This is a genomic window from Blautia sp. AF32-4BH (genome assembly GCF_003460565.1).
GTDB classification, from domain to species: Bacteria; Bacillota; Clostridia; order Lachnospirales; family Lachnospiraceae; genus Fusicatenibacter; species Fusicatenibacter saccharivorans.
Map to the genome: position 1 here is coordinate 184,029 of NZ_QTVL01000004.1, position 22,319 is coordinate 206,347.

At 44.6% G+C, this 22,319-nt stretch carries 19 protein-coding genes, 2 pseudogenes and 1 riboswitch; of the genes and pseudogenes, 5 read left to right on the forward strand and 16 right to left on the reverse strand.

The genetic code is table 11. The features are described 5' to 3' along the window. Position 1 precedes the first annotated feature (1 nt). Genes DWZ44_RS07065 through DWZ44_RS07075 form a run of 3 tightly spaced genes read left to right on the forward strand, consistent with a single transcriptional unit; the run spans position 2 to position 3,382 of the window. Positions 2-436, forward strand: coding sequence for a very short patch repair endonuclease (locus tag DWZ44_RS07065; RefSeq protein WP_083833743.1), 435 nt, complete (start codon positions 2-4; stop codon positions 434-436). Next, positions 433-1,512 carry a DNA cytosine methyltransferase gene (locus DWZ44_RS07070; RefSeq protein ID WP_009322373.1) on the forward strand — a complete coding sequence of 360 codons (1,080 nt, stop codon included), beginning with the start codon at positions 433-435 and terminating at the stop codon, positions 1,510-1,512. The genes DWZ44_RS07065 and DWZ44_RS07070 overlap by 4 nt, the downstream gene beginning before the upstream one ends. After that, positions 1,487-3,382, forward strand: coding sequence for an ATP-binding protein (locus DWZ44_RS07075; RefSeq protein ID WP_009322374.1), 1,896 nt, complete (start codon positions 1,487-1,489; stop codon positions 3,380-3,382). The genes DWZ44_RS07070 and DWZ44_RS07075 overlap by 26 nt, the downstream gene beginning before the upstream one ends. Before the next feature lie 102 nt (positions 3,383-3,484). Here DWZ44_RS07075 and DWZ44_RS07080 read toward each other — a convergent pair. Continuing rightward, positions 3,485-3,601: pseudogene (locus DWZ44_RS07080) on the reverse strand (helix-turn-helix transcriptional regulator); the annotation flags it as partial. 147 nt (positions 3,602-3,748) lie between these two features. Here DWZ44_RS07080 and DWZ44_RS07085 point away from each other — a divergent pair. Together DWZ44_RS07085 and DWZ44_RS19290 are read left to right on the forward strand one after the other, a co-directional pair. Further along, complete coding sequence (locus DWZ44_RS07085; RefSeq protein WP_117804501.1) at positions 3,749-3,991, forward strand: type II toxin-antitoxin system Phd/YefM family antitoxin; 243 nt, start codon at positions 3,749-3,751, stop codon at positions 3,989-3,991. A 26-nt stretch (positions 3,992-4,017) separates the two neighbouring features. Beyond that, positions 4,018-4,131: pseudogene (locus DWZ44_RS19290) on the forward strand (type II toxin-antitoxin system death-on-curing family toxin); the annotation flags it as partial. Between the two features lie 46 nt (positions 4,132-4,177). On the opposite strand, the gene rsmI reads toward DWZ44_RS19290, so the two are convergent. The 15 genes from rsmI to DWZ44_RS07165 all read right to left on the reverse strand — a co-directional run bounded on the left by rsmI (position 4,178) and on the right by DWZ44_RS07165 (position 22,293). Continuing rightward, positions 4,178-5,038, reverse strand: a complete 861-nt coding sequence (gene rsmI, locus DWZ44_RS07095; RefSeq protein ID WP_117804502.1) for a 16S rRNA (cytidine(1402)-2'-O)-methyltransferase — start codon at positions 5,036-5,038, stop codon at positions 4,178-4,180. Positions 5,039-5,042: 4 nt separating this feature from the next. After that, positions 5,043-5,726 carry a tRNA1(Val) (adenine(37)-N6)-methyltransferase gene (locus tag DWZ44_RS07100; RefSeq protein ID WP_055226320.1) on the reverse strand — a complete coding sequence of 228 codons (684 nt, stop codon included), beginning with the start codon at positions 5,724-5,726 and terminating at the stop codon, positions 5,043-5,045. Positions 5,727-5,894: 168 nt separating this feature from the next. After that, the gene (locus DWZ44_RS07105; RefSeq protein WP_055226011.1) at positions 5,895-6,797 is read right to left on the reverse strand and encodes a PSP1 domain-containing protein; all 903 of its coding nucleotides are present in this window, start codon (positions 6,795-6,797) and stop codon (positions 5,895-5,897) included. Between the two features lie 4 nt (positions 6,798-6,801). Then, positions 6,802-7,791 carry a DNA polymerase III subunit delta' gene (holB, locus tag DWZ44_RS07110; protein ID WP_022461270.1) on the reverse strand — a complete coding sequence of 330 codons (990 nt, stop codon included), beginning with the start codon at positions 7,789-7,791 and terminating at the stop codon, positions 6,802-6,804. Between the two features lie 54 nt (positions 7,792-7,845). After that, on the reverse strand, positions 7,846-8,442 hold the full coding sequence (locus tag DWZ44_RS07115; protein WP_117804503.1) for a guanylate kinase: 597 nt from the start codon (positions 8,440-8,442) through the stop codon (positions 7,846-7,848). A 27-nt stretch (positions 8,443-8,469) separates the two neighbouring features. Further along, positions 8,470-9,159 (reverse strand): response regulator transcription factor, encoded by a 690-nt coding sequence (locus DWZ44_RS07120; RefSeq protein ID WP_117801792.1) that lies wholly within the window; start codon positions 9,157-9,159, stop codon positions 8,470-8,472. After that, positions 9,156-10,649 (reverse strand): sensor histidine kinase, encoded by a 1,494-nt coding sequence (locus DWZ44_RS07125; RefSeq protein WP_117804562.1) that lies wholly within the window; start codon positions 10,647-10,649, stop codon positions 9,156-9,158. The genes DWZ44_RS07120 and DWZ44_RS07125 overlap by 4 nt, the downstream gene beginning before the upstream one ends. A gap of 198 nt (positions 10,650-10,847) precedes the next feature. Beyond that, positions 10,848-12,035 carry a methionine adenosyltransferase gene (gene metK, locus DWZ44_RS07130; protein ID WP_055267252.1) on the reverse strand — a complete coding sequence of 396 codons (1,188 nt, stop codon included), beginning with the start codon at positions 12,033-12,035 and terminating at the stop codon, positions 10,848-10,850. 126 nt (positions 12,036-12,161) lie between these two features. Then, positions 12,162-12,274: riboswitch (SAM riboswitch) on the reverse strand. Positions 12,275-12,496: 222 nt separating this feature from the next. Next, positions 12,497-14,125, reverse strand: coding sequence for a phosphoenolpyruvate--protein phosphotransferase (gene ptsP, locus DWZ44_RS07135; RefSeq protein ID WP_117762176.1), 1,629 nt, complete (start codon positions 14,123-14,125; stop codon positions 12,497-12,499). Positions 14,126-14,148: 23 nt separating this feature from the next. After that, positions 14,149-14,406, reverse strand: coding sequence for an HPr family phosphocarrier protein (locus DWZ44_RS07140; RefSeq protein ID WP_055267256.1), 258 nt, complete (start codon positions 14,404-14,406; stop codon positions 14,149-14,151). A gap of 4 nt (positions 14,407-14,410) precedes the next feature. Beyond that, the gene (locus DWZ44_RS07145; protein ID WP_117804504.1) at positions 14,411-15,247 is read right to left on the reverse strand and encodes a PRD domain-containing protein; all 837 of its coding nucleotides are present in this window, start codon (positions 15,245-15,247) and stop codon (positions 14,411-14,413) included. A gap of 27 nt (positions 15,248-15,274) precedes the next feature. Continuing rightward, on the reverse strand, positions 15,275-17,437 hold the full coding sequence (locus DWZ44_RS07150) for a PTS transporter subunit IIABC (protein WP_055267260.1): 2,163 nt from the start codon (positions 17,435-17,437) through the stop codon (positions 15,275-15,277). A 258-nt stretch (positions 17,438-17,695) separates the two neighbouring features. Continuing rightward, positions 17,696-19,921 carry a glycoside hydrolase family 31 protein gene (locus DWZ44_RS07155; RefSeq protein WP_117804505.1) on the reverse strand — a complete coding sequence of 742 codons (2,226 nt, stop codon included), beginning with the start codon at positions 19,919-19,921 and terminating at the stop codon, positions 17,696-17,698. Between the two features lie 240 nt (positions 19,922-20,161). Then, positions 20,162-21,451, reverse strand: a complete 1,290-nt coding sequence (locus DWZ44_RS07160) for a UDP-N-acetylglucosamine 1-carboxyvinyltransferase (protein ID WP_055226306.1) — start codon at positions 21,449-21,451, stop codon at positions 20,162-20,164. Positions 21,452-21,789: 338 nt separating this feature from the next. Then, positions 21,790-22,293 carry a shikimate kinase gene (locus DWZ44_RS07165; protein ID WP_117801787.1) on the reverse strand — a complete coding sequence of 168 codons (504 nt, stop codon included), beginning with the start codon at positions 22,291-22,293 and terminating at the stop codon, positions 21,790-21,792. Positions 22,294-22,319: the final 26 nt, after the last annotated feature.

Below are 22,319 nucleotides of genomic sequence, written 5' to 3' on the forward strand. Positions count from 1 at the left end.
CATGGCGGATATTTTTAATAATGAAAAACGCTCTGAAATCATGCGAAAAGTTAAATCAAAAAAGAACAAATCAACAGAACTGCGATTGATAGACATATTTAAACAGAATGGTATTACTGGATGGAAGCGCAATTATCCGGTCAAAGGACATCCCGATTTTGTGTTTCTAAAAGAAAAAGTTGCAGTATTCGTAGACGGTTGCTTTTGGCATGGTCATGATTGCCGAAATACACGCCCGGCAGAAAATAAGGAATACTGGCAAAAGAAATGCGAGCGTAATATGAAGCACGATAAAGATGTGACTGCCATGTTTGAGGCACGCGGATGGAAAGTTCTGCGTATTTGGGAATGCGAATTAAAAAAGAGAAACGAAACTATATTAGTCGAAAAAATTCAGTCAATATTGAGTCGTTCTTCTGAAAGGACACAACGATGACAATTAAAGCTGTTGATTTATTTTGCGGCGTAGGCGGGCTTACCTATGGTTTGCAAAAAGCGGGAATTCCAGTTGTAGCAGGAATTGATATTGATGATTCTTGCGAATACGCTTATACTCACAACAACAACTGCACATTTATTCATAAAAGCGTTGAAGATGTCACAGGAAAAGAAATACGCGCCCTTTTGCGAGGCGCTGACGTTAAAATACTCGTCGGATGTGCGCCATGTCAACCTTTTTCAAGCCATCAAAAAGATAAGCAAAACCGTTCTAAACATAAAGACTGGAAATTACTATACCAATTTGGGCGGTTGGTGGAAGAAACTCGTCCCCACATAGTATCAATGGAGAATGTGCCAGAATTAGAAAAAGAAAAAGTTTTTAAAGATTTTGTTTCCACGTTAGAAGGCTTGAATTATATTGTAAATTATCAAGTTGTAAATGTCGCAAATTATGGCGTACCGCAACGGAGAAAAAGGTTGATTTTGCTTGCGTCGCGTCGCAAAGAAATAAAACTTATTGATGCAACACATCAAAAACATCTGACAGTTAGAGACGCTATTGGTAGCTTACCGAGAATTTCCGCTGGAGAGGCAAATGAAAACGATAGGCTTCATATTTCGCCAGCACTCTCTCCTATCAATTTGGAACGAATACAACATTCCGTTCCCGGCGGTACATGGCGTGATTGGCCTGAACGTTTAGTATTAAACTGCCATAAAAAAGAAGGCGGAAAAACTTATGCATCAGTATATGGTAGAATGAAGTGGGATGATTTGTCTCCTACTATCACCACACAATTTATCGGTTATGGAACCGGACGTTTTGGACATCCAGAACAGGACAGGGCGATTACTTTACGGGAAGGCGCTATTTTACAGTCTTTTCCTCCTGATTATCAATTTTCGCCTAGCAATGTTGAAGTTCCGATAAGGAAAATAGCACGCCATATAGGAAATGCTGTTCCGCCTCGTTTGGGCGAAGTGATTGGAGAAAGTATAATTAGAAGTTTACCTAAAAAGAGACAAAAGAAAGCGACGATTGCAAATGAAAGAGAAAGAATACAAACTTAATATTGATCCCCGTATTTTGGAATTATTAGGTCCAAGCCTGTATACAAACATTTATTATGTGCTAGCTGAATTAATTGCTAATGCTTACGATGCAGATGCCCACAATGTATATATCATTGCTAACAAGGATGATATTACCGTTGAAGATGACGGCAAAGGAATGTCATATGCTGACGGCGATATCCAGAAATACCTTAATGTTGCCGCGGTTTCTAGAAATACCGATGCCGAATCTCTAACCCCTATGAAACGGAAGAAAATGGGGCGTAAAGGCGTAGGAAAACTAGCTGCCCTATCGGTTTCTGAGAACGTTCTTATAAAGACGATTTCAAATGGAGAAAAATCAGGGTTTGTATTATCTCGCCATATAAACGACAATAATTTACTTGTGCCGCTCACTGACGAGCAAATTTCTTTCGAAAGAGTATCTGGCAACGGTACTTCTGTCGTTATGCAGAATCCGCAGTACAAACTTCATAGTACATTAAAGGCAATTAAACGCAATTTACTTAAGATATTCCCGTTAGTAAATGAGAAGTTTAAAATTCACCTAATTCGGGGAACGGAAGCGGAAACCATTGAGAACTTTGATAAGGAAATGATTTCAGAACTCTCTACTCTAATTACTTTAGGGGATGAATTTACATATCTTAATGATTTTTTCCAGACGCCATATGGAAATGAAATAGCAGAACTCCGCAAAAATAAACCTTTAGCAACAATGCCCATTAGTATGGATGACAAATCTGGTGTTGAACATACATATAACGTAGAAATCAAAGGATGGATAGGAACTTATACATCAACTCGCGGCAGAAAAGTAGAGTTAACGGATTTTCCTGATAATTTTATTTCTCTGTATGCCAACCAAAAAATGGGCGAATTTAATATACTTCCTGTTGTTGGACAAAATAAATTGAATGAAGTCTATGTCGTAGGTCAACTTCATGTTGATATTTTTGAACTGACGGAGTTACCCGATATGGCTCTAAGCAATCGTCAAGGATATAAAACGGATGATCCTCGCTATCAGGCGGTACTAGATTATGTTAGAAAAACTTTATTGCCTGATATCTTGAAAATGCGAGATTTGTTTGTGTCTTTGGGCAAAAAGAAAAAAGAAGAAAAAAAGCTAGAACAGCAACGTCAAAACGAAGCTTCATTTAAAAAGTCGGTAGATACTTTCAGAAAAAACACCGCTAAGAAAGCAGCTCAAAAAATTTCTTCTCGTTTAGGTATTAGTACAGAGCAAGCTGATGAAGTAGAGGCAATACTTTCTGATGAAATAAACACCAACAGTCCGGATATGGGGATTAAAAGCATTATTGATTCTCAAAAGAAGAAATTGCTAATTAGTCAGACATATCGAGACAAGGATTTGGCGGATATTATTTACAATATGTTGGTATTTAACAACGTACCGCCCGAAGATATAATTTATACAAACTGTGATGATGAAGTATCACGCATCCCAGAAGGCGACGTAGGAAAAAGTGGGATATACGACTATTTGCGAGATTTCTTTGTTGATAGTTATTCTACGCAAAAGATTTATGTTATTTTCGTTACAAGTCATAATACGAAAAGTTCATGGGGTGCATTGATGGAAGTTGGCGCAGCATGGATAACTCAAGTTGAGCATAAAATATTTAACATTTACGATTTTCGCCCCGAACATCCTTTAGACGATGAACAGCAATGGCATTCAAGTTCTAGAGATGATGACGGTAATCTTTATATGTCAAAATTGAGCGTAGACATTTTTGCTCAAAAAATCGAATATATATGCGATAAATTGGGCTATAAAAAAAGAACCCGTCAGGAAAACAAGGATCATTTGTCAACATTGGTAAAGGTTACACCTCGTTAAATATGAAAGCACGCCCCAATTTTACTAATCAGTAATTTGGGCGTGCTTTTAATATTATATAAGCGTGGCGTTGTTATGTCTGATGCGGTATCTTTAACTATGGGAAACTCCTTTCTCCCATTTCGAAATCGTCTGCCGTACCACATGCAGCTGCTCCGCCAGCGTTTCCTGGGAATATCCTTTTTTCTTTCGCAGTATTTTGATGTTATCACTCAGCATAACTGTGTCCTCCGCGTATTTGATGGGCCTATCATACGACAAAAACTGGCGTTGCGGCAAGCAACAAAAAATAACACGGCAAATTAGGTTGTATTTATCCTAAGATTTATATATACTATAGAAAAAAGTCTTAAGGAGGTACCCAAAATGACTATCGACACAAAAACTTTAATTTCCATTTCCGAAGCAAACCAGAATTTTTCCAAAGTCGCCCGCCTGGTAGACGAATACGGTTCTGCTGTGATTCTGAAAAATAACATTCCAAGATATCTTGTCATCGACTTCAGCAAAGCCGAGCAGGAAACCACTGCATCCGAAGAGGATGTGTTAAACATCTCAAAACGCCTGATGGAACAAAACAAAGAAGCATACGAGGTACTTGCTAAATGAAAAGACTGAGTAAAAAGCAAATTCTCATGCTGCATACTCAGTTGATTCAGCAAACTGGCGGAAGCGACGGAGTCAGAGATTACAATCTGCTGGACTCCGCTCTCGAAACGCCTTTCCAGTCCTTCGGCGGAGAAGACTTGTACCCCACCCTGCAGGCAAAAGCCGCAAGACTGGGCTATGGCCTGATCAAAAATCATTGTATGATTCTTTCCCCAGCAGATACTGATAAATATCCCTCTTCGTCACCCCGCGATCCTTCGCCACGAGTTTCATCGCTTCTTTTCTTGCAATCCCCTGATCTTCATACCGTTTCATATGATCTTCAATCGAAATCTCCTCAAACGCTGCCTTCGCCTCGTCCTCGATTTCTTTCTGGCTTCGGCCTTCAATCACAAGCACGCATTCCCCTTTCGGATCTTCCTGTTCGTAGCGAGTGATGGCATCTTCAATCGTGGTCTGCCATGCCGTCTCGTGTTTCTTGGTCAGTTCCCGGCAGAGTGTCAGCCGCCGGTTGCCAAGCGTCTCCAGCAGCTCCCGCAGCGTTTTCAGCAGATGATGCGGCGCCTCGTATACGATCATCGTCCGCGTCTCGTTTTTCAGCCGTTCCAGCGCCAGTTTATGTTCTTTTTTATCCGGCGGAAGAAATGCTTCGAAGACAAATCTTCTCGTCGAAAGTCCCGACAGTGTCAGTGCCGTCACACACGCGCATGCGCCCGGCAGGCTTGTCACTTCGATGCCTGCCTCGTACGCCATCTTCACCAGCTCCTCACCCGGATCAGAAATTCCCGGTGTTCCGGCATCCGTGATCAGCGCGATATTTGTTCCCGCCAGCAGCTTCTGCACCAGCTCGCGGCCCTTGTCGTATTTGTTGTATTCATGGTAACTCGTCATCGGCGTATGAATCTCAAAATGGTTCAGCAGCTTAATGCTGTTTCTCGTATCCTCCGCCGCGATCAGATCGACCTCCTGCAGAATGCGGATTGCACGGAAGGTCATGTCCTCCAGATTTCCAATTGGTGTTGCACACAAATATAATTTTCCTGCCATGTTCTTATCTCCCGTCTCCATATAATTCCCGGATGTCCTTTGTATACACGCCCGGCGTCTCATACACAATCAGCGGTTTCTCCACGGTAATTCTCGGATTCCCGCCTTTCATCGCCTCGATCAGCACCATGTTCGGCTCCTTGTCCACAAACGGATAAACGAGCTGCATCCTTTTTGGTTCCAGATGATATTTTTTCAGCGTCGAAAAAATCTCCGCCAGCCGGAACGGCCGGTGCACCAGATAGAACCGTCCTTTCGTCTTTAAAACCGCCGATGCCTCTTTCGCAATATCATCAAACGAGCACAGCACCTCATGCCGCGCAATCGTCTTCGCCTCAAGCGCATTCGTCAGCCCGTGCTGCCCCGTCATGTACGGCGGATTGCACGTTACCACATCAAACACTTCTTTTCCAAACTGCTGCGATGCCGTCTTCACATCTCCCTGGAAAATCTCAACATCATTTTCCAGATGATTGTACCGCACACTCCGCTGTGCCATCTCGGCACTGTACTCCTGAATTTCCAGCCCGGAAAAATGCTCTCCGTTTGTCTTCGCCTTCAGCAGAATCGGCACAATTCCCGATCCCGTGCAGAAATCCATCGCCCGCTCCCCGCGCTTCACCTTCGCGTAGGATGCCAGCAGCACCGCGTCAATGCCATAGCAGAAAAGGGATGGATTTTGTATCATCCAGTAACCGTTCTGCAGATCATCGAGCCGCTCACCCGGCTTCAAAAATTCTTCTTTTCTATCCAATGAAAATCCCTCCTCCTGCTGACTGCCCAGCGCCGCATCACACAAAAAGAAGCGTCAGTTTTACCCGGCGCTTACTTTTTCAAAATGCATTCCAAATCAATCTTATTCCGGCTGTTTTGCCTCTTCCGAAGAAGCCTGCTCCCCGGAGCTGTTTCTGTCTTTTTTCTTCTCTTTGCCTTTTTCCTTCTTATGCTTCGGCTTGAACTTGAGCTCTTCCACCGGGCACTCCCGCATTTCCTTCTCATCGTTCACATCCACCAGCACTTTTACGAGCTGACGAAGCACATTCACACCGGAAACCTCACCTTTCATGCCGTCCGGCAGCGTTACGATATCGCCGACACCCGGCAGCTTGCGGTTCAGGTATTCATAGGTTTCCTGCTCGTTTTTCAGGCAACACATCAGTCGTCCGCAGACACCCGAAATCTTCGTCGGGTTCAGGGACAGGTTCTGCTCTTTTGCCATCTTGATCGAAACCGGTGCAAACTCGGACAGATACGTATGGCAGCAAAGCGGTCTGCCGCAGATGCCGATTCCGCCGAGGATCTTTGTCTCATCGCGGACACCGATCTGGCGAAGCTCGATTCTCGTCTTAAAGACAGCCGCCAGATCCTTTACCAGCTCACGGAAATCAATTCTTCCGTCGGCGGTAAAGTAAAACAGCATCTTGTTATTGTCAAACGTATACTCTGCATCGATCAGCTTCATCTCCAGGTTGTGCGCCCGGATCTTCTTCTGGCAGATTTCAAACGCTTCTTTTTCTTTCTTGCGGTTGCTCTCCTCCCGCGCATCATCCTTCGGCGTTGCAATGCGGATGACTTCTTTCAACGGCTGGATCACCTTGGAATCGTCAACTTCTTTTGGCCCCAGCACAACGAAACCATACTCTACGCCGCGCGCCGTCTCAACGATAACGTGGTCGCCCACGCAGATGTCCAGCTCTCTCGGCGAGAAATAATATACTTTTCCTACGTTTCGAAAACGTACTCCTATAATTGTTATCATGCTATCAGTTTTCCTTCATTGTCAGGAACATAAGCTCCATGGTTAAATCAAAATTAACATTCGCGTTCAGGCGGGCTCTCGCCTTCTGAATCGCCTCTATAATCTTCTCCAGGCCTTCGTATGAGCTCTTATTTGCTCTCTCACGGATTCCATTCAGCTCCTGCTTGAACACAAGGGAATCGACCTCTTTTGTCGCCTTAAAGAGCAGAACATCGCGGAACCATAAAGAAAAGATATCGAAGTAATCATCAATATTGTCTTTTTCGGCCGTCAGTTTTTTGATCGTCTCCACGATTTCATACAGCGGCATACTGTCGGCGTACTTTGCCATGCGGAGTGCACTTTCCAGCGTCTCCTCGTATTCCGGAGAACGGGCAATCCGCTCTGCTTTTCCGATATTTCCCTGCGCCAGGGACGCATCAACCTCTGCCTGGTAATCCGGCACATGCATTTCGTTCATCAGATAATCTTTCACAAGCTGGTCTCCCACTGGTTTTAAATTTAACTGCACGCAGCGTGACGAAATCGTCGGAAGCAGCGCATCCGGGTTGTCTGCCAGAAGCATGACAACTGCGTAGGCCGGCGGCTCCTCGATCGTCTTCAGCAGCGCGTTCTGCGCCTGAAGTGTCAGCTTCTGCGCCTCGTCGATGATATAAATCTTGTACGGACTGCTGTACGGCTTGATCATCACATCGTTAATGAGCTGCTCGCGGATTTCATCGATGCTGATGGTGTTCGGCTTTTCATGCTTCACATAAATGATATCCGGATGATTCTGGCTCTGTGCCTTTTTACAGGACGGGCATTCCATACAGGGCTCGACCCCGTGCTTCTCGCACTGAAGCGTCATCGCAAACAGTGAAGCCATCATTTTCTTTCCCGATCCACTCTCTCCGCCAAAAAGATAAGCATGAGATACTTTATTCATCGAAATGGCATTCTGTAAATGCGTTATGATTTCCTGATGTCCTACAACCTTCTGAAAACCCTGCATAAAATCACCCCCTGGAGTTCTTTTGTATTTCTTACTAATACTGCATTAAGTATATCACAACTTTTTCTGTTGTTCCACAAAATTCTGAATTTCGGAAAAACAGTCTTCCGGCGTAGAATTATTGAAAAATCTGCGGACAATTCCAGCTTCCGCAATTTTCTCCTCCGTAAAATCCTCACAGTCCGCCAGGAATCTCCGGCACATCTCCGCGTATTTCGGCTCTGTCTGTTTTCTTTCCCGTTCCAGTGCCCGCGAAAGCCGCAGCCCATCGTCCACCTCGACATACAGCGGAACCATCGCCTGCTCCCCGAAGTATGCCTTTAATTTCAGATACGATTCCAGTGTCCCGATTCCGAGATAATCATGCTTCACAAGATCAATCTGCCCGTCATCCGCCGTAAAATAATACCACGGCCCCTGCACCGTCGAATACATGCGCTCCTCGATAATCTTTCCGGCCTCCCGCAGTTCCGAAAGCCGTTTTTCATCCACAAAGAAATACTCTCTTCCGTCCTGCTCCCCGCTCCGGATCGGCCGTGTTGTATACAGGACAAACGGTTTTAAATCCAGCGCCGTCTCCTGGATCAGATGCTCATAAATATGATCTTTCCCTGACGCACTTTTTCCCATCAGATAGTAAATTTTTCCCATTTTATCTCTCCCCGAAACACAGATTCTTTATGCCTTAAACCGATATCCAACGCCCCAGATCGTCTCGATATACTGCGGCTTTGCCGTATTAAACTCAATCTTTTCACGGATCTTCTTGATATGCACCGTAACCGTCGCAATATCTCCGATCGACTCCATATCCCAGATCTCCCGGAACAGCTCCTCTTTTGTAAAGACGCGGTTCGGATTCTCCGCAAGGAAGGTCAGCAAATCGAATTCTTTTGTCGTAAACTGCTTCTCCTCGCCATTCACCCACACGCGGCGTGCCGTCTTGTCAATCTTGATGCCGCGGATCTCCACGATATCATTTTCCTTCTTGCCGCTTCCGACCAGACGTTCGTACCGTGCCAGATGTGCTTTCACGCGCGCAACCAGCTCACTTGGGGAAAACGGCTTTGTCATATAGTCATCCGCACCAAGGCCCAGTCCGCGGATTTTATCAATATCATCCTTCTTTGCAGAAACCATGATAATCGGAATATCCTTCTTTTCACGCACTTCGCGGCAGATCTCAAAGCCATCCACCTCCGGCAGCATCAGATCCAGGATCAGCAGATCAAAATCCTCCTTGATCGCCCGTACAAGACCGGTGTCTCCCTGGTTTTCAATCTCCACCTCAAAGCCCGAAAGCTCCAGATAATCTTTCTCCAGATCTGCAATGGATTCCTCATCCTCAACAATCAGTATTTTACTCATGAAACAGGTACCTCCTGATATTTTCTTAATACAAAGTACATCGTGGTGCCCACCCCTTCTTTGCTGGTGGCCCACACTTTTCCGCCGTGGTCTTCGAGAATTTTCTTCACAATCGAAAGGCCAATTCCGCTGCCGCCCCTCGTGCTGTTGCGGGACGCATCGGTGCGATAAAAGCGATCGAAAATCTTCGTCAGATCCTTCGTCGCAATTCCCTTTCCGTTATCCTCAATCTCCACCTGCACAAAATCTCCGACATCGCGCAGACGGATGTTGATGACCTTATGGCTCTTGTCCATATATTTGATGGAATTGCTTACAATATTATTGATGACACGCTTGATCTGCTCCGCATCCGCAATGACGACCGGGTCGTCCTCGAGGTAATTAAAGTATGTCAGATCCACATGCTGCGCGTCAAGTTCCAGATTCAGCTCCTCCACGCAGTCATCAAAGTAATCTGCGATGTGGATTTTTGAAAACGTATACGGAATACGGTTCGTGTCAATCTTGGAATAAAACGTCAGCTCATTAATCAGACGATCCATCTCATTTGCCTTATTGTAAATCGTGCGGATGTAACGGTCCATCTTCTCCGGCGTATTCGCCACACCGTCCATGATGCCCTCCACATATCCTTTGACCGCGGTAATCGGCGTTTTCAGGTCATGCGAAATGTTGCTGATCAGCTCTTTATTCTCTTTGTCGAACTCAACCTTTTCCTCCGCCGTCTCTTTCAGCCGGATGCGCATCTCCTCGAAGTCCTCGCAGAGATCATTGATCTCTGCCACACCACACGGCTCCACGGTAAAGTCAAGATTTCCGTCTTTGATGTTCTGCGTCGCCTTCTTCAGCTGTCCGAGCGGGCCGATCACACCGCGGTAAATCCAAAGGCTCAGGCCAAGGCTGGTGAACACCAGAATCAGAACCGTCACAACAGCAAGTTCTCTTGCCATACCCGTAATCTGCGGCGCAATCTGATCTGTCTTGGTTACGATAAACGCACTGCATTCTTTTCCGTCCACGTTCTCATAGTCCACCTGTTTGACCATCCACTGTTTTTCATTTCGGAAATAAACACCGCCTTGGGAATTGGCGCCTGGATCGCCGTATTTCGGCAGCTCATTTTCCAGTTCCTCCGACGACAGCTCTGCCGATCCGTTGTAAATGATGGTTCCGTTTTCACACACCGCAATAAACGACTGTTTTTTCTTCAGTCTCGCATTCAGAATGGCGAGATAATCCGTTTCTTCCAGCATCGAGGTATCCGATTTTGCGGTCTTCTCCACCTCGTCGTACTCTTCTGCTGTCATCGCATTCAAAAGCAGCGTATTGTTCGAAATGGTTCGATACGTTGCGTTTGCGAGACCATATTTTTCACCAATGCTCTTCGTCTTATACCCTACAAAAAAGTAAAACGTTAAGGCGCACATCACAATCGGAACCAGTATGATGATGAAAAAAGAAATGATGACTCTCGTCCGTAATTTCATGCTTTTTTTCTTTTTTTCCATATAAAATTCACCTGTTTTCCAACACATATTTCGTATTTTCCGCGCCCGCAGGACAGAAAAAAATCCTCAGTACGCAGTCTAAATTTATTATAGCACAACGCCTGAGGATTTTTCATTAACTTAGATGAATCTTTCTAAACTTTCTATAAACACAAGGTTCGTACGAACAACCGTGTTTTAAAGGTATTTTTTCAGGTCTTCTACCTTGTCCAGTTTCTCCCACGGCAGATCCAGATCGTTTCTTCCGAAGTGTCCGTAAGCGGAAGTCTGTTTGTAGATCGGACGGCGCAGATCCAGCATTTTGATGATTCCAGCCGGGCGAAGATCAAAGTTCTCGCGAACGATATCGGTCAGTTTGTTGTCGGACAGTTTTCCTGTGCCGTAGCTGTCGATCATGATAGAGGTCGGATGAGCGACACCGATTGCGTAGGAAAGCTGAACCTCGCATTTATCAGCAAGACCTGCTGCTACGATGTTCTTTGCTACGTAACGTGCTGCATAAGCTGCAGAACGGTCTACTTTTGTGCAGTCTTTTCCAGAGAAAGCTCCGCCGCCGTGACGAGCGTATCCGCCGTAGGTGTCTACGATGATCTTACGGCCGGTCAGACCGGAATCTCCGTGAGGTCCGCCGATTACGAAACGGCCGGTAGGGTTGATGAAGAACTTGGTGTGCTCATCTACCATGTCTGCCGGAATGATTTCGTCGAATACGTATTTTTTGATATCCTCATGAATCTGCTCCTGGGATACTTCCGGATCATGCTGAGTGGAAAGAACAACCGCATCAAGACGGAACGGTTTGCCGTTCTCATCGTACTCTACGGTTACCTGTGTTTTTCCATCCGGACGCAGGTATGTTAAAGTACCGTCTTTGCGGACTTTGGTCAGCTGGCGAGCCAGTTTGTGTGCCATGTAGATCGGGTATGGCATGTACTCTTCGGTCTCGTTGGTTGCGAATCCGAACATCATTCCCTGATCTCCTGCTCCAATGGCATCGATCTCCTCATCGCTCATATTGTTCTCTTTTGCTTCGAGCGCTTTGTCTACACCCATAGCGATATCGGTGGACTGTTTGTCAATTGCAGTTACAACAGCGCAGGTATCTGCGTCAAATCCGTATTTTGCACGGTCGTAGCCGATTTCGCGAACGGTATCACGTACAACCTGCTGGAAATCAATGTGTGCGTTGGATGTAATCTCACCCATTACCATAACGTATCCTGTTGTAGTACAGGTTTCGCAAGCTACGCGGCTCATCGGATCCTGCTCAAGCAGCGCATCCAGAATCGCATCAGAAATGGCATCACAGATTTTGTCCGGATGTCCTTCGGTTACAGACTCAGAAGTAAACAGTCTTTTTTCCATTCTTTTTCTCCTTTTTTTCTTCTCTTCTCTTTTGCTTTTCGTTCGTGGGCTTTGGCTTTCCCTGAACATTTTTTCGTAAAAAAAGATCCGCAATTTTTAGCGGACCTGAATAGTAATGTTCAAATCCCCTTATTGTTCGAAAATTTCGCTCAGGCTGGCACCTTCCCGTACAGACCATTCTGTCTGGGGGTTGCCGTGGTTTCACAGATCCTATGTATCTCCACCACTCTGAATAAGAGAAAAGCAACTGAATTTTTGATTTTGTTTTTTGCTACTCTGATACACTATCGCAAAATACGCCATTCGTCAAGAGGAAATAAAAGGATTTGAGACATTTTCTTACTGTTGTCCCAAACATCCTTTCTTTTTTTCTGATTTTTCGGCTGTATCTTCTGTTATTTGTGAACAGATAAGAAAACTCTCCAAAACAGAGAGTTTTCTTATCTGCTGTATCGTTTTTTCTACTCTTCTGCTTTCATCTCGCGGACAACCTTCCGCAGCTTCAGAATCATGGACGGAGCAACAGAAAGCTCATCCACTCCCATTCGTACAAACTGCTCCGTCAATGTCAGGTCTGCACCGAGCTCCCCGCAGATTCCTGCCCATTTTCCGCATTTGTGTGCATTTTCCACCACCATGCGAATCATCCGAAGAACTGCTTCATGGTGTGGGTTGTAAAAATCATCCAGCTGCTCATTCTGACGGTCAATCGCCAGGGTATACTGCGTCAGGTCATTCGTTCCGATGCTGAAGAAATCCACCATTTCCGCCAGACGGTCGCTGATCATCACGGCAGCCGGTGTCTCGATCATAATGCCCTGCTCCGGAATTTTATACTGCACTTCCTGTTTTTTCAGCTCTTCCTCTACTTCTGCAACAATTGCGTAGATTTTTTCTACCTCTTCTGTTGATGTGATCATCGGATACATGACAGAAAGGTTTCCGTAAACGGCTGCGCGGAACAATGCGCGAAGCTGCGCTTTAAAAATTTCCGGCTGTTTCAGACAAATCCGGATTGCACGGTACCCAAGCGCCGGATTTTCTTCTTTTCCAAGATTAAAGTATTCTACCTGCTTATCTGCCCCGATATCCAGCGTACGGATAATCACTTTTTTGCCTGCCATGGTCTGCACGGCCTGTTTATATGCCTGAAACTGTTCTTCCTCCGTTGGGAAATCATTTCTTCCAAGATAGAGAAATTCACTTCGGAAAAGTCCGATTCCGCCGGCATCATTTTCCATCACATAGCCAAGGTCACCAACACTGCCGATATTTGCATAGATGTTGATCTTACGGCCATCCGGTGTAATATTTTCTTTTCCTTTCAACTCCTCAAGAAGCTTCTGTTTCTCTGCTTCTTCCTGCATTCTTTTTTCGGTTTCCTTCTGCACATCCTCCTCCGGCTCAAAGATAACCTGACCTGAAAAACCGTCTACAACGGCCGTCATGCCTGTTTTCAGACCGTTTAAATCCATCGGGACACCGATTAACGCCGGAATATTCATCATTCGCGCAAGAATCGCAGTATGAGAATTGGTAGATCCATGTACAGTCACAAACGCAAGTATTTTTTCTTTGTCCATCTGTACAGTTTCACTCGGACTTAAATCGTCTGCCACTATAACAGATGGTTCCATAGAGCTCAGGTCGTTATCTCCCTCTCCGCTTAAATTGCGGACCAGACGTTCGGAAATATCTTTTACATCTGCGGAACGAGCTTTCATATATTCATCATCCATAGCTGCAAACATCTCTGCAAAATTATCGCCAGTTGCTGCCGCTGCATATTCTGCATTTACCAGTTCTGTCCGGATCATGTTCTCCATTGATTCCAGATAGTCCTCATCCTCCAGCATCATCTGATGGACTTCAAAGATCGCCGCACTTGCCTCTCCAACTTCCCGGACTGCCTTGTCATACAGTCTGCCAAGCTGTTTTTTCGAAACCTCCACGGCTTCTTTCACACGTTTTACTTCTGCTTCCGGATCTTCAATCCGGGCTCTTTTAACCTGGTAATCATTTTTCTTTAGAACCGCAACCGGTCCCATAACAATTCCTTTATATACGGATTTCCCCTGAAAATACTGCATTTTTTATCCTCCGAGCGTACTTTTTACAGATTTGCTTCGAAAAACGCTTTCAGCGTCTCAATCGCTGCATCTTCGTCCTCTCCGTTTGCTGCAACGGTTACGGTATCTCCCTGCTTTACACCAAGTGACATCAGCATCATCAGCTGAGTCAGTTTTTTCGTTTTTCCATCTTTTGTGATGGTGCATTCCGATGCAAAATTTTTTGCCTCCTTTACCAGCATTCCTGCCGGTCTTGCGTGGATTCCCAGTTCATCTTTAATGGTATATTCAAATGTTTTCATGCTTTTATTCTCCTTCTTCTCTGTCCATAATCCGTTCTATGTGCATAGCGAGATATCCAATTTCGATCTCCTCCATCGGAAGTTTCAGCCTCTTTTCCATCTCCTCACAGATTCGTTTCGCCGCCTGAAAGGCTTTCGGAAACTTTACGGACATGTAGTCATTCATATTTACTTTCAGTTTTTCCCCACTGACCGCTCTTGCAACCATATAGCGGATATGGTTCATCATACGGTTATACGACAACGACATCACATCGATGGTATGCCCGGTGATATGCTCCACCAAAGAAATGCTCTCCCGGACTGCTCTTGCTACTTCCATGGCCTGTGAAACATTTTCCTCCACAATTGCCGAATGAACATGAAGTGCAAGATAGCCGATTTCATGTTCATCCATTTCGATCTGAAGCCGTTCTTTTAAAAGCTCCCTGATACAGGAAGCAACTTTATACTCTTTGTAAAACATCACACGGATATCGTCGGTGAGCGGATTGCTGATCTGCTCACCGTTCTGAATCCGCCGGACAGCAAAATCCAGATGATCTGCCATTGGAAAGACGATGGAACGGTCAATTTTTCCAAATTCCTTTTCTGCCTCGTCAAGCACGGCACTCGCCAGCTCCAGGCTGAGCGGAGAAACGCCCTGTACAATGGTTCTGGCATTTCCTCGCTCCGTCATCTCTGTCAGGGAATAAATGCGGGCATCGTCTCCCGGCTGTACACGCTGTCCCGTTTTTTTCCCAAATGCAATTCCTTTCCCCATGACCAGATATTCCCGGTTATTTTCTTCTTCCACACCAATAAATGAATTGTGGTTCAGTGTTTTTGCTATCCTGTACATTCTTCTCACCCGTTTTTAAGGCACAGCTTACGCGAGAATCTCAATCGCAAATAAAGGATCTCCTGCTTTTACCGGTCCGTCTGCCAAAAGACGGATTCTCTGGTTCTCCTCCAGCTCTGTGCAAAGAACCGGTGACGTAACCGACGGCGCATGTGTTTTCAGATATTCCAGATCCAGTTTCAGCATCGGATCACCTTTTTTCACGGTCTGACCGCTTTCTACCAGTGCCTCAAATCCCTCTCCGTTCAGTTTTACTGTATCAATTCCGACATGAATCAGAAGGCTGACCCCGGAATCGGTTACAAATCCAATCGCATGTTTTGTGTCAAAAACAAACGCGACTTCTCCGTCCTCCGGAGCACGCACATAAGGATCTTCCGGTGTCACAACAGCGCCGTCTCCCATCATCTTTTCTGCAAACGCTTCATCCGGCGCAGTAGAAAGGTCGGCTGCCAGTCCGCTTATCGGGCTGCAGACAGTAATCGTATCCACAACCTTCTGTTCTTTTGTTTCCTGCGTCGGTTCCGCCTCTTTTGGGGTTGGTGTATTTTCTGCTTCCGCATAAGTATTCGGAGCTTTTTCCAGATAATCCTCTAAATTTGATTTTATCACAGTTACATTCGGTCCGTAAATAACCTGTACACCATTTCCTTTATGCACAACGCCAGATGCCCCTGTCGCCTTTAAAATACCATCGCTGACTCTCGCTGCATCATGAACAGTACAGCGCAGTCTTGTCGCACAGCAGTCCACATCCGAAATATTTTTCTTTCCGCCAAGACCTTTTGTGATTGCTTCACTCATGGCATCCTCCGATGCTACCCCATCGTTCTGCGCCTCTTTTCTTGCATTTACATCTGCTTTCGTATAAAGCTTGGTTTCCACATCATCATCCTCACGACCCGGTGTCTTAAAATCAAACTTTTTAATCATGAATTTGAAGATAAAATAATACAGGAAGAAATAAAGAATGCCGACCGGAATCACCCTCATCCAGCTTGTCTTTTCATTTCCCTGCAGAATACCGAACAGGAAGAAGTCCAGAAGTCCGCCGGAAAAGGTAAGACCTACTGCGATATTCAGGATGTGTGCGATCATATAAGCTGTTCCCGCAAGAATAACCTGCACGACAAACAACGCCGGTGCAACAAACAGGAAAGAGAATTCCAGCGGTTCTGTGATACCGGTTGCCATACACGCAAGTGCTGCGGAAAGAAGCAGACCGCCTGCTGCTTTTTTCTTCTCTGGTTTCGCACAATGGTACATGGCAAGTGCCGCTCCCGGAAGTCCGAAAATCATAAAAATAAATTCTCCGGAGAAATATCTCGTTGCATCTGCACTGAAATGTGCGACATTCGCAGAATCCGCAAGCTGTGCGAAGAAAATATTCTGTCCGCCCTGCACCATCTGTCCTGCCACTTCCATGGTACCTCCGACTGCTGTCTGCCAGAACGGCATATAGAATACGTGATGCAGACCAAATGGAATCAGTGCTCGCTTAATCAGACCGAAAATCAGCGTTCCGACATAACCGGAGCCGGTTACCAGGCCACCCAGCGCATAAATGCCGTTCTGTACAACCGGCCATACAAAATACATTAAAATTCCCACAAACATATAGACGATCGTAGAAATAATTGGTACAAAACGAGTACCTCCAAAGAAAGAAAGTGCGTTCGGAAGCTGGATCCGGTAAAATCGATTATGAAGTGCTGCAACTCCAAGACCGACAATAATACCGCCAAACACACCCATCTGCAGCGACTGAATACCGCAGACAGAAGTGATGGTTCCTTCCAGAACGGATTCTGCAATTTCTCCGTTTTCCAGAATCTGACCCGTAATAGTCAGCATTGCGTTAATCGCTGTATTCATAACGAAATATGCAATAACGGCTGACAGGGCAGAAACCTCTTTTTCCTTCTTTGCCATACCAATTGCAACACCTACTGCAAAAATCAGAGGCAGGTTATCAAACACCGCACTTCCTACTTTGTTCATGATCACCAGCAGCGCATGAAGAATTGTGCCGTTGCCGAGCAAACTTGTCAGCCCGTACGTTTCAATTGTGGTTGCATTGGTAAATGAGCTTCCGATTCCCAGTAAAAGTCCGGCTACCGGAAGAATTGCGATCGGGAGCATAAAGCTTCTTCCCACTCGCTGCAGAACACTAAAAATTTTGTCCTTCATTTTTTTACTCCTTGTGTAGTTTATACTTTTTACAAGAAGAGTTTCTGCGGTTTTGCATCTTTTTAGCCGGTCTGTACTCTTTTTCTAAAACAGAGTACAAAAAAGAGACACTAACCCACATAAACAATTCCTGTTATGTATAGTTAATGCCTCCAAAAATCGAGTTACACACTACAACTGTAGTTGAATATAGCACAGATAAATCTCTTTTGTCAAGTCAGTTCTTATGATTTCAGCTTTTTTCTTTTTATCCATTTTTCACATTCTTATGCATCTATTTTGTGCACAATAGCTAATCAACATCTTTTTTTGAAATGTCATAAATTCAAGATCTTCCTGTTTCCATAGTTGTGCAGGCACATGCAATACTTCTTTTTGAGCAAACAACGGTATACTTGTTCCTTCCTTCTGGAAAACCCGAAGAGATGTACCACCATCAGCAAAAGCTTTGTTTTCTATATGAACAAATGTCATTCCCTCATATACTTCTTTACTTTCAATATCCTGCCACCGGCCTTCCGGAAGATACAGTTCATATTCATCTCTGTCAAATCCGGGTGAAATAAGCAATGCATCACCAAGCATATAAGACAGATTCTGTGTCTTTGCGATTGGATCTTTCGGATATTCCATCACAAGCGGACGAATCATTGGAATACCAGACTGATGACTCTGGCAGGCGGTGTGATAAAGATATGGCACAAGTCGATGTCTGAAGTTAATCCATTTTTTTACTTCTTTTAATGCCATATCTCCATACTGCCATGGTTCCCGCGGTGTTTTACCGTGCGCTCTGGATAATGGCATCCACAATCCCATCTGCACAGAGGAAAGGTAATCTTCTATATTCGGACGTTCCTCATTTCCGATATAACCTGTGTTATAAAATCCGCCAAGATCATAACCCCAGAAAGATACACCAGACATAGCCATCCCAAGTCCGGCCTGAAGGATTGCACTGTGACTTGCTTTATCACTGGAAGAATCTCCTGCCCATGCTGCCGGGATCGTATGAGAACCCACATACCCACTGCGTCCCCAAAGCATTGGCAATTCCCCACGTTCGTCGCAAATTTCTTTCATCCATGTGTAAATATTTTTTGCATACAGATACGTCAGAAGATTATGTCCTTCTCGCCCGCTCATGCCATTGTAAAATACAACATCTTCAGGTACTGCTTCAGAGAAATCTGTTTTTATCACTGATACACCCATTCTGACGATTTTTTTCACACGTTCCTCATACCATGCCAGAAATTCCGGATTTGTGAAATCAAAGCAAGCACACAAAAACTCTGAATCTGCAGTCGCTTTAAACATTGCAGGATGCCCTTCTTTATTTTTTATAAAAAATCCACGTTCTGCCAGTTCCTTAAATGCCGGCGAATCTTCCTGCAAGTACGGATAATTCCAAAGACTTAAATGTATGTTCTTTTTATTTAATTCTTTAATCATTTCTTCCGGTTCAGGGAAACGTTCTGTATCCCATTCCCATACACCAGACATATCCTGCCTCTGCCAGCCATCGATATGAATTACATCGATACCTATTCCAAATTTTTCAGCATCAGCAACAACATCCTCGACTTCTTTACGGCTCATATAAGAGCATTTTGACATCCAGAAACCAAAAGCCCACTGTGGAATCATAGGTATCTGCCCTGTAATCTGCAAATACTGCTGCAACAGCTTCTTATAGTCTTTGCTTTCTTCTGCCAGGAAAATATAATCCAGAATAGGATCGTCACTGCCCATCTGATAACTGATCCATGATGAAGCACCCATATCAAATGATGAACGCGTAAATGTATTTAACAATACGGAATATCCCCGGCTGCTTGTAAAATACGGATGACTTTTATATGAATCCTCCGTATTAGTAGACAATGCATCTTTTTGCCAACACTCTATTCTTTGTCCACGTTTATTAAAATGTGTAAACTTCTCTCCAAATCCCCAAAATTGCTCATCGGAGAATAATACAAACTGCTCAAATGAGGCTATACTTTTTCCAGATGCATCTACTCTAAATCCTGTTGGAAGCTGTTTCCACCGGTTATCGACATTAGTGTCAAAAGCCTGTTCTTTCGTCAATAATTTTCCATTCTGATAGATGGACATTTCCCAGTAGTTTTTTGAAAAATGAAGACTTAACTGATTTGTTTCATATATATACAGATCTTCATTTTCTGTAAATTCTGCATTTTTTGTTTCAAACTCCGATTCAGGTACATCTTCGACTACCGTCTGTCTATGGCTTTTTGCAGTCATCTCCGGCACCATCACAAATCTGAATACCGATGGTGTCAAAAATGTAATACGAACTGTGGCTATACGGTCTTTCCATGTACGTACCAAAAAATGTATTCCATCTTCTTTGGCACACACTGATTCAATTTTTGTGAGAAAATCATACTCATCTGAAAAAATTGTTCTTCGCTCCCCACATTGTGGATTATATTGTGTTTCTGCTTTATTAGACATATATTGTCCCTCTCTGGTTTTTATTATTTTTAGTCAAAATGTATAATCGGTAACGTTTTCGTATTCAACATATCATAAATTTGTATATTTTTAAATATCTTTTTTTACCAATACTGACCGCCTCAGCTTTGAAAATAATAGTAGTAAAATTTAAGCCAATTTCTTCGCAATAAGGTAAAATAAAAGAACGGTACCTTTTATTGCACCGTCCTTTTTGTCAACATTTGTTTTATACTGTTTTTACGCTCTTAACCGGAATTTCTGGATGTCCTTTGCATTATTCACACGCTCAATTTCAGCGCCGAGTCCACGGAGCTTTCCGTCGAAGTCCTCGTATCCGCGCAGAATGTATACAATATCATCCACCACGGTAACACCCTCTGCTGCAAGACCTGCAATAACAAGTGCTGCTCCGGCGCGAAGATCCGGTGCGGAAACCTCTGCTCCGGTAAATTTCTCTACGCCGTCGATGATCGCCGTGTTGCCTTCTACTTTAATACAGGCGCCCATACGTGCCAGCTCATCCGCATATTTAAAACGATTTTCAAAAATACTCTCTGTTACAATACTCGTACCGTTTGCCAGTGCCAGTGTAACCGCAATCTGCGGCTGCATATCGGTCGGGTAACCCGGATACGGCTGTGTCTTTACGTGTGTTCTGCCCAGACGTTTGCTTGCGCTCACACGGATGGAATCGTCAAACTCTTCTACGTCGCAGCCAATCTCCTCGAGCTTTGCGGTTGTTGCTTCCAGATGCTTTGGAATCACGTTTTTAATCAGCACATCGCCCTTTGTAGCTGCTGCTGCAAACATATACGTACCTGCCTCGATCATATCCGGTACGACCGCATAGCTGGTTCCGTGCAGGGTATCGACACCCTTGATCCGAATCACGTCGGTTCCTGCTCCTTTGATGTTTGCTCCCATGCTGTTCAGGAAGTTCGCCACATCGACAACGTGCGGCTCTTTCGCTGCATTCTCAATCGTTGTATTTCCTCTTGCCATCGAAGCTGCCATCATGATGTTGATGGTGGCTCCAACGGAAACCATATCCAGGAAAATGTGGCTTCCATGCAGATCTGCCGCACTTGCCACGATTGCGCCATGACGGATGCTTACCTCAGCACCGAGTGCGCGGAATCCCTTTAAATGCTGGTCGATCGGACGGCTTCCAATGTTACATCCGCCCGGAAGCGGAACTTCCGCTCTTTTGTATTTTCCAAGCAGCGCGCCTAAAAGATAATAAGACGCACGGATTTTTTTGATATATTCATAATCAACGCTCAGATCTCCGATAGTCGATGCATTGATCCGCACGGTATGACGGTCGATGCGGTCCACAGTGGCTCCGATCTCTGCAATTGCTTCCAGAAGTACATTAATATCGCTGACATCCGGCAGATTTTCGATCAGAACCGTTTCGTCGGTCATCGTTGCTGCCGTAAGAATTGCAAGCGCCGCGTTTTTTGCTCCCCCGATTTCCACTTCGCCCACAAGAGGATTTCCACCTCTGATGACATACTGTTCCATATATTCACCTCAAATTTTCTTTTTCATAACTTAATGAGTGTGTTTTATCCGAAATAACGATTCAAAGTCTGTTCTGCTGTTTTTTTTACACACTCCGGACTCACTGAAACGCACTGCTCCCCGCAGTGATTTTTCAGTCTCCCCTTATCTTAACTCAAATCTAATATTTTGTAAATCAATTTTAATATATTCCGTACTATTTCCGTTTTTTTCCACCGTTTCCGGTCAGGAATATTCAGAGAAACGTTATATGTAATTTCTAACTTTCAGAACATTTTCCTTATTATTACGTAATATTATGTTTTTGAAAATTCTCCGAATATTCCACCCGTTCCTTCTTACATGCCAATCTGCTCGCGAAGTGCCAGAATCGTGCCCTGGATATCCTTTCCGCTCTCATCGACCGTAATCTCGGCATACTGTTCATACAGTTTACTTCTCTCATCGTAAAGATCTTTGAGCGTCTGACCCTCTTTCAGCACAACGCCGCGTCCCTTCAGGTTTCCAAGACGCTTTGCCAGATCCTCATACGACAGCTTCAGGTAAACGATTATTCCAATCTCTTTAAAATGCTCCATCGCCTCTTTTCCGTAAATGGCGCTGCCGCCCGGTGCAATGACGCTTTCATCGGCTTCCAGAGTCGCATTGACCTCATTCTCAATCGCAAGAAAGCCTTCATTTCCCTCATCTGCAATAATCTCGCGCAGAAGACGTTTCTCCCGATGCTGAATCACAAGATCCGTATCAATAAACTCATACCCCAAAGCCTTTGCAAGGATAACTCCAACGCTGCTTTTGCCGGCTCCCGGCATTCCTATTAATATAATATTCCGTTTCTTCAAGTTTTATTCCTCCTGCTGTCCTGTAT

Excerpts from the sequence above, each read along its gene's own strand:
- metK (WP_055267252.1), bottom strand. The coding sequence starts at position 12,035 with ATGGAAAAAAGACTGTTTACTTCTGAGTCTGTAACCGAAGGACATCCG.
- DWZ44_RS07155 (WP_117804505.1), bottom strand. The coding sequence starts at position 19,921 with ATGTCTAATAAAGCAGAAACACAATATAATCCACAATGTGGGGAGCGA.
- DWZ44_RS07125 (WP_117804562.1), bottom strand. The coding sequence starts at position 10,649 with ATGAAATTACGGACGAGAGTCATCATTTCTTTTTTCATCATCATACTG.
- DWZ44_RS07160 (WP_055226306.1), bottom strand. The coding sequence starts at position 21,451 with ATGGAACAGTATGTCATCAGAGGTGGAAATCCTCTTGTGGGCGAAGTG.
- DWZ44_RS07120 (WP_117801792.1), bottom strand. The coding sequence starts at position 9,159 with ATGAGTAAAATACTGATTGTTGAGGATGAGGAATCCATTGCAGATCTG.
- ptsP (WP_117762176.1), bottom strand. The coding sequence starts at position 14,125 with ATGCAGTATTTTCAGGGGAAATCCGTATATAAAGGAATTGTTATGGGA.
- DWZ44_RS07150 (WP_055267260.1), bottom strand. The coding sequence starts at position 17,437 with ATGAAGGACAAAATTTTTAGTGTTCTGCAGCGAGTGGGAAGAAGCTTT.
- DWZ44_RS07065 (WP_083833743.1), top strand. The coding sequence starts at position 2 with ATGGCGGATATTTTTAATAATGAAAAACGCTCTGAAATCATGCGAAAA.
- DWZ44_RS07145 (WP_117804504.1), bottom strand. The coding sequence starts at position 15,247 with ATGTACAGGATAGCAAAAACACTGAACCACAATTCATTTATTGGTGTG.
- DWZ44_RS07085 (WP_117804501.1), top strand. The coding sequence starts at position 3,749 with ATGACTATCGACACAAAAACTTTAATTTCCATTTCCGAAGCAAACCAG.
- DWZ44_RS07105 (WP_055226011.1), bottom strand. The coding sequence starts at position 6,797 with ATGATAACAATTATAGGAGTACGTTTTCGAAACGTAGGAAAAGTATAT.
- holB (WP_022461270.1), bottom strand. The coding sequence starts at position 7,791 with ATGCAGGGTTTTCAGAAGGTTGTAGGACATCAGGAAATCATAACGCAT.
- DWZ44_RS07075 (WP_009322374.1), top strand. The coding sequence starts at position 1,487 with ATGAAAGAGAAAGAATACAAACTTAATATTGATCCCCGTATTTTGGAA.
- DWZ44_RS07070 (WP_009322373.1), top strand. The coding sequence starts at position 433 with ATGACAATTAAAGCTGTTGATTTATTTTGCGGCGTAGGCGGGCTTACC.
- rsmI (WP_117804502.1), bottom strand. The coding sequence starts at position 5,038 with ATGGCAGGAAAATTATATTTGTGTGCAACACCAATTGGAAATCTGGAG.
- DWZ44_RS07100 (WP_055226320.1), bottom strand. The coding sequence starts at position 5,726 with ATGATACAAAATCCATCCCTTTTCTGCTATGGCATTGACGCGGTGCTG.
- DWZ44_RS07140 (WP_055267256.1), bottom strand. The coding sequence starts at position 14,406 with ATGAAAACATTTGAATATACCATTAAAGATGAACTGGGAATCCACGCA.
- DWZ44_RS07115 (WP_117804503.1), bottom strand. The coding sequence starts at position 8,442 with ATGGGAAAAATTTACTATCTGATGGGAAAAAGTGCGTCAGGGAAAGAT.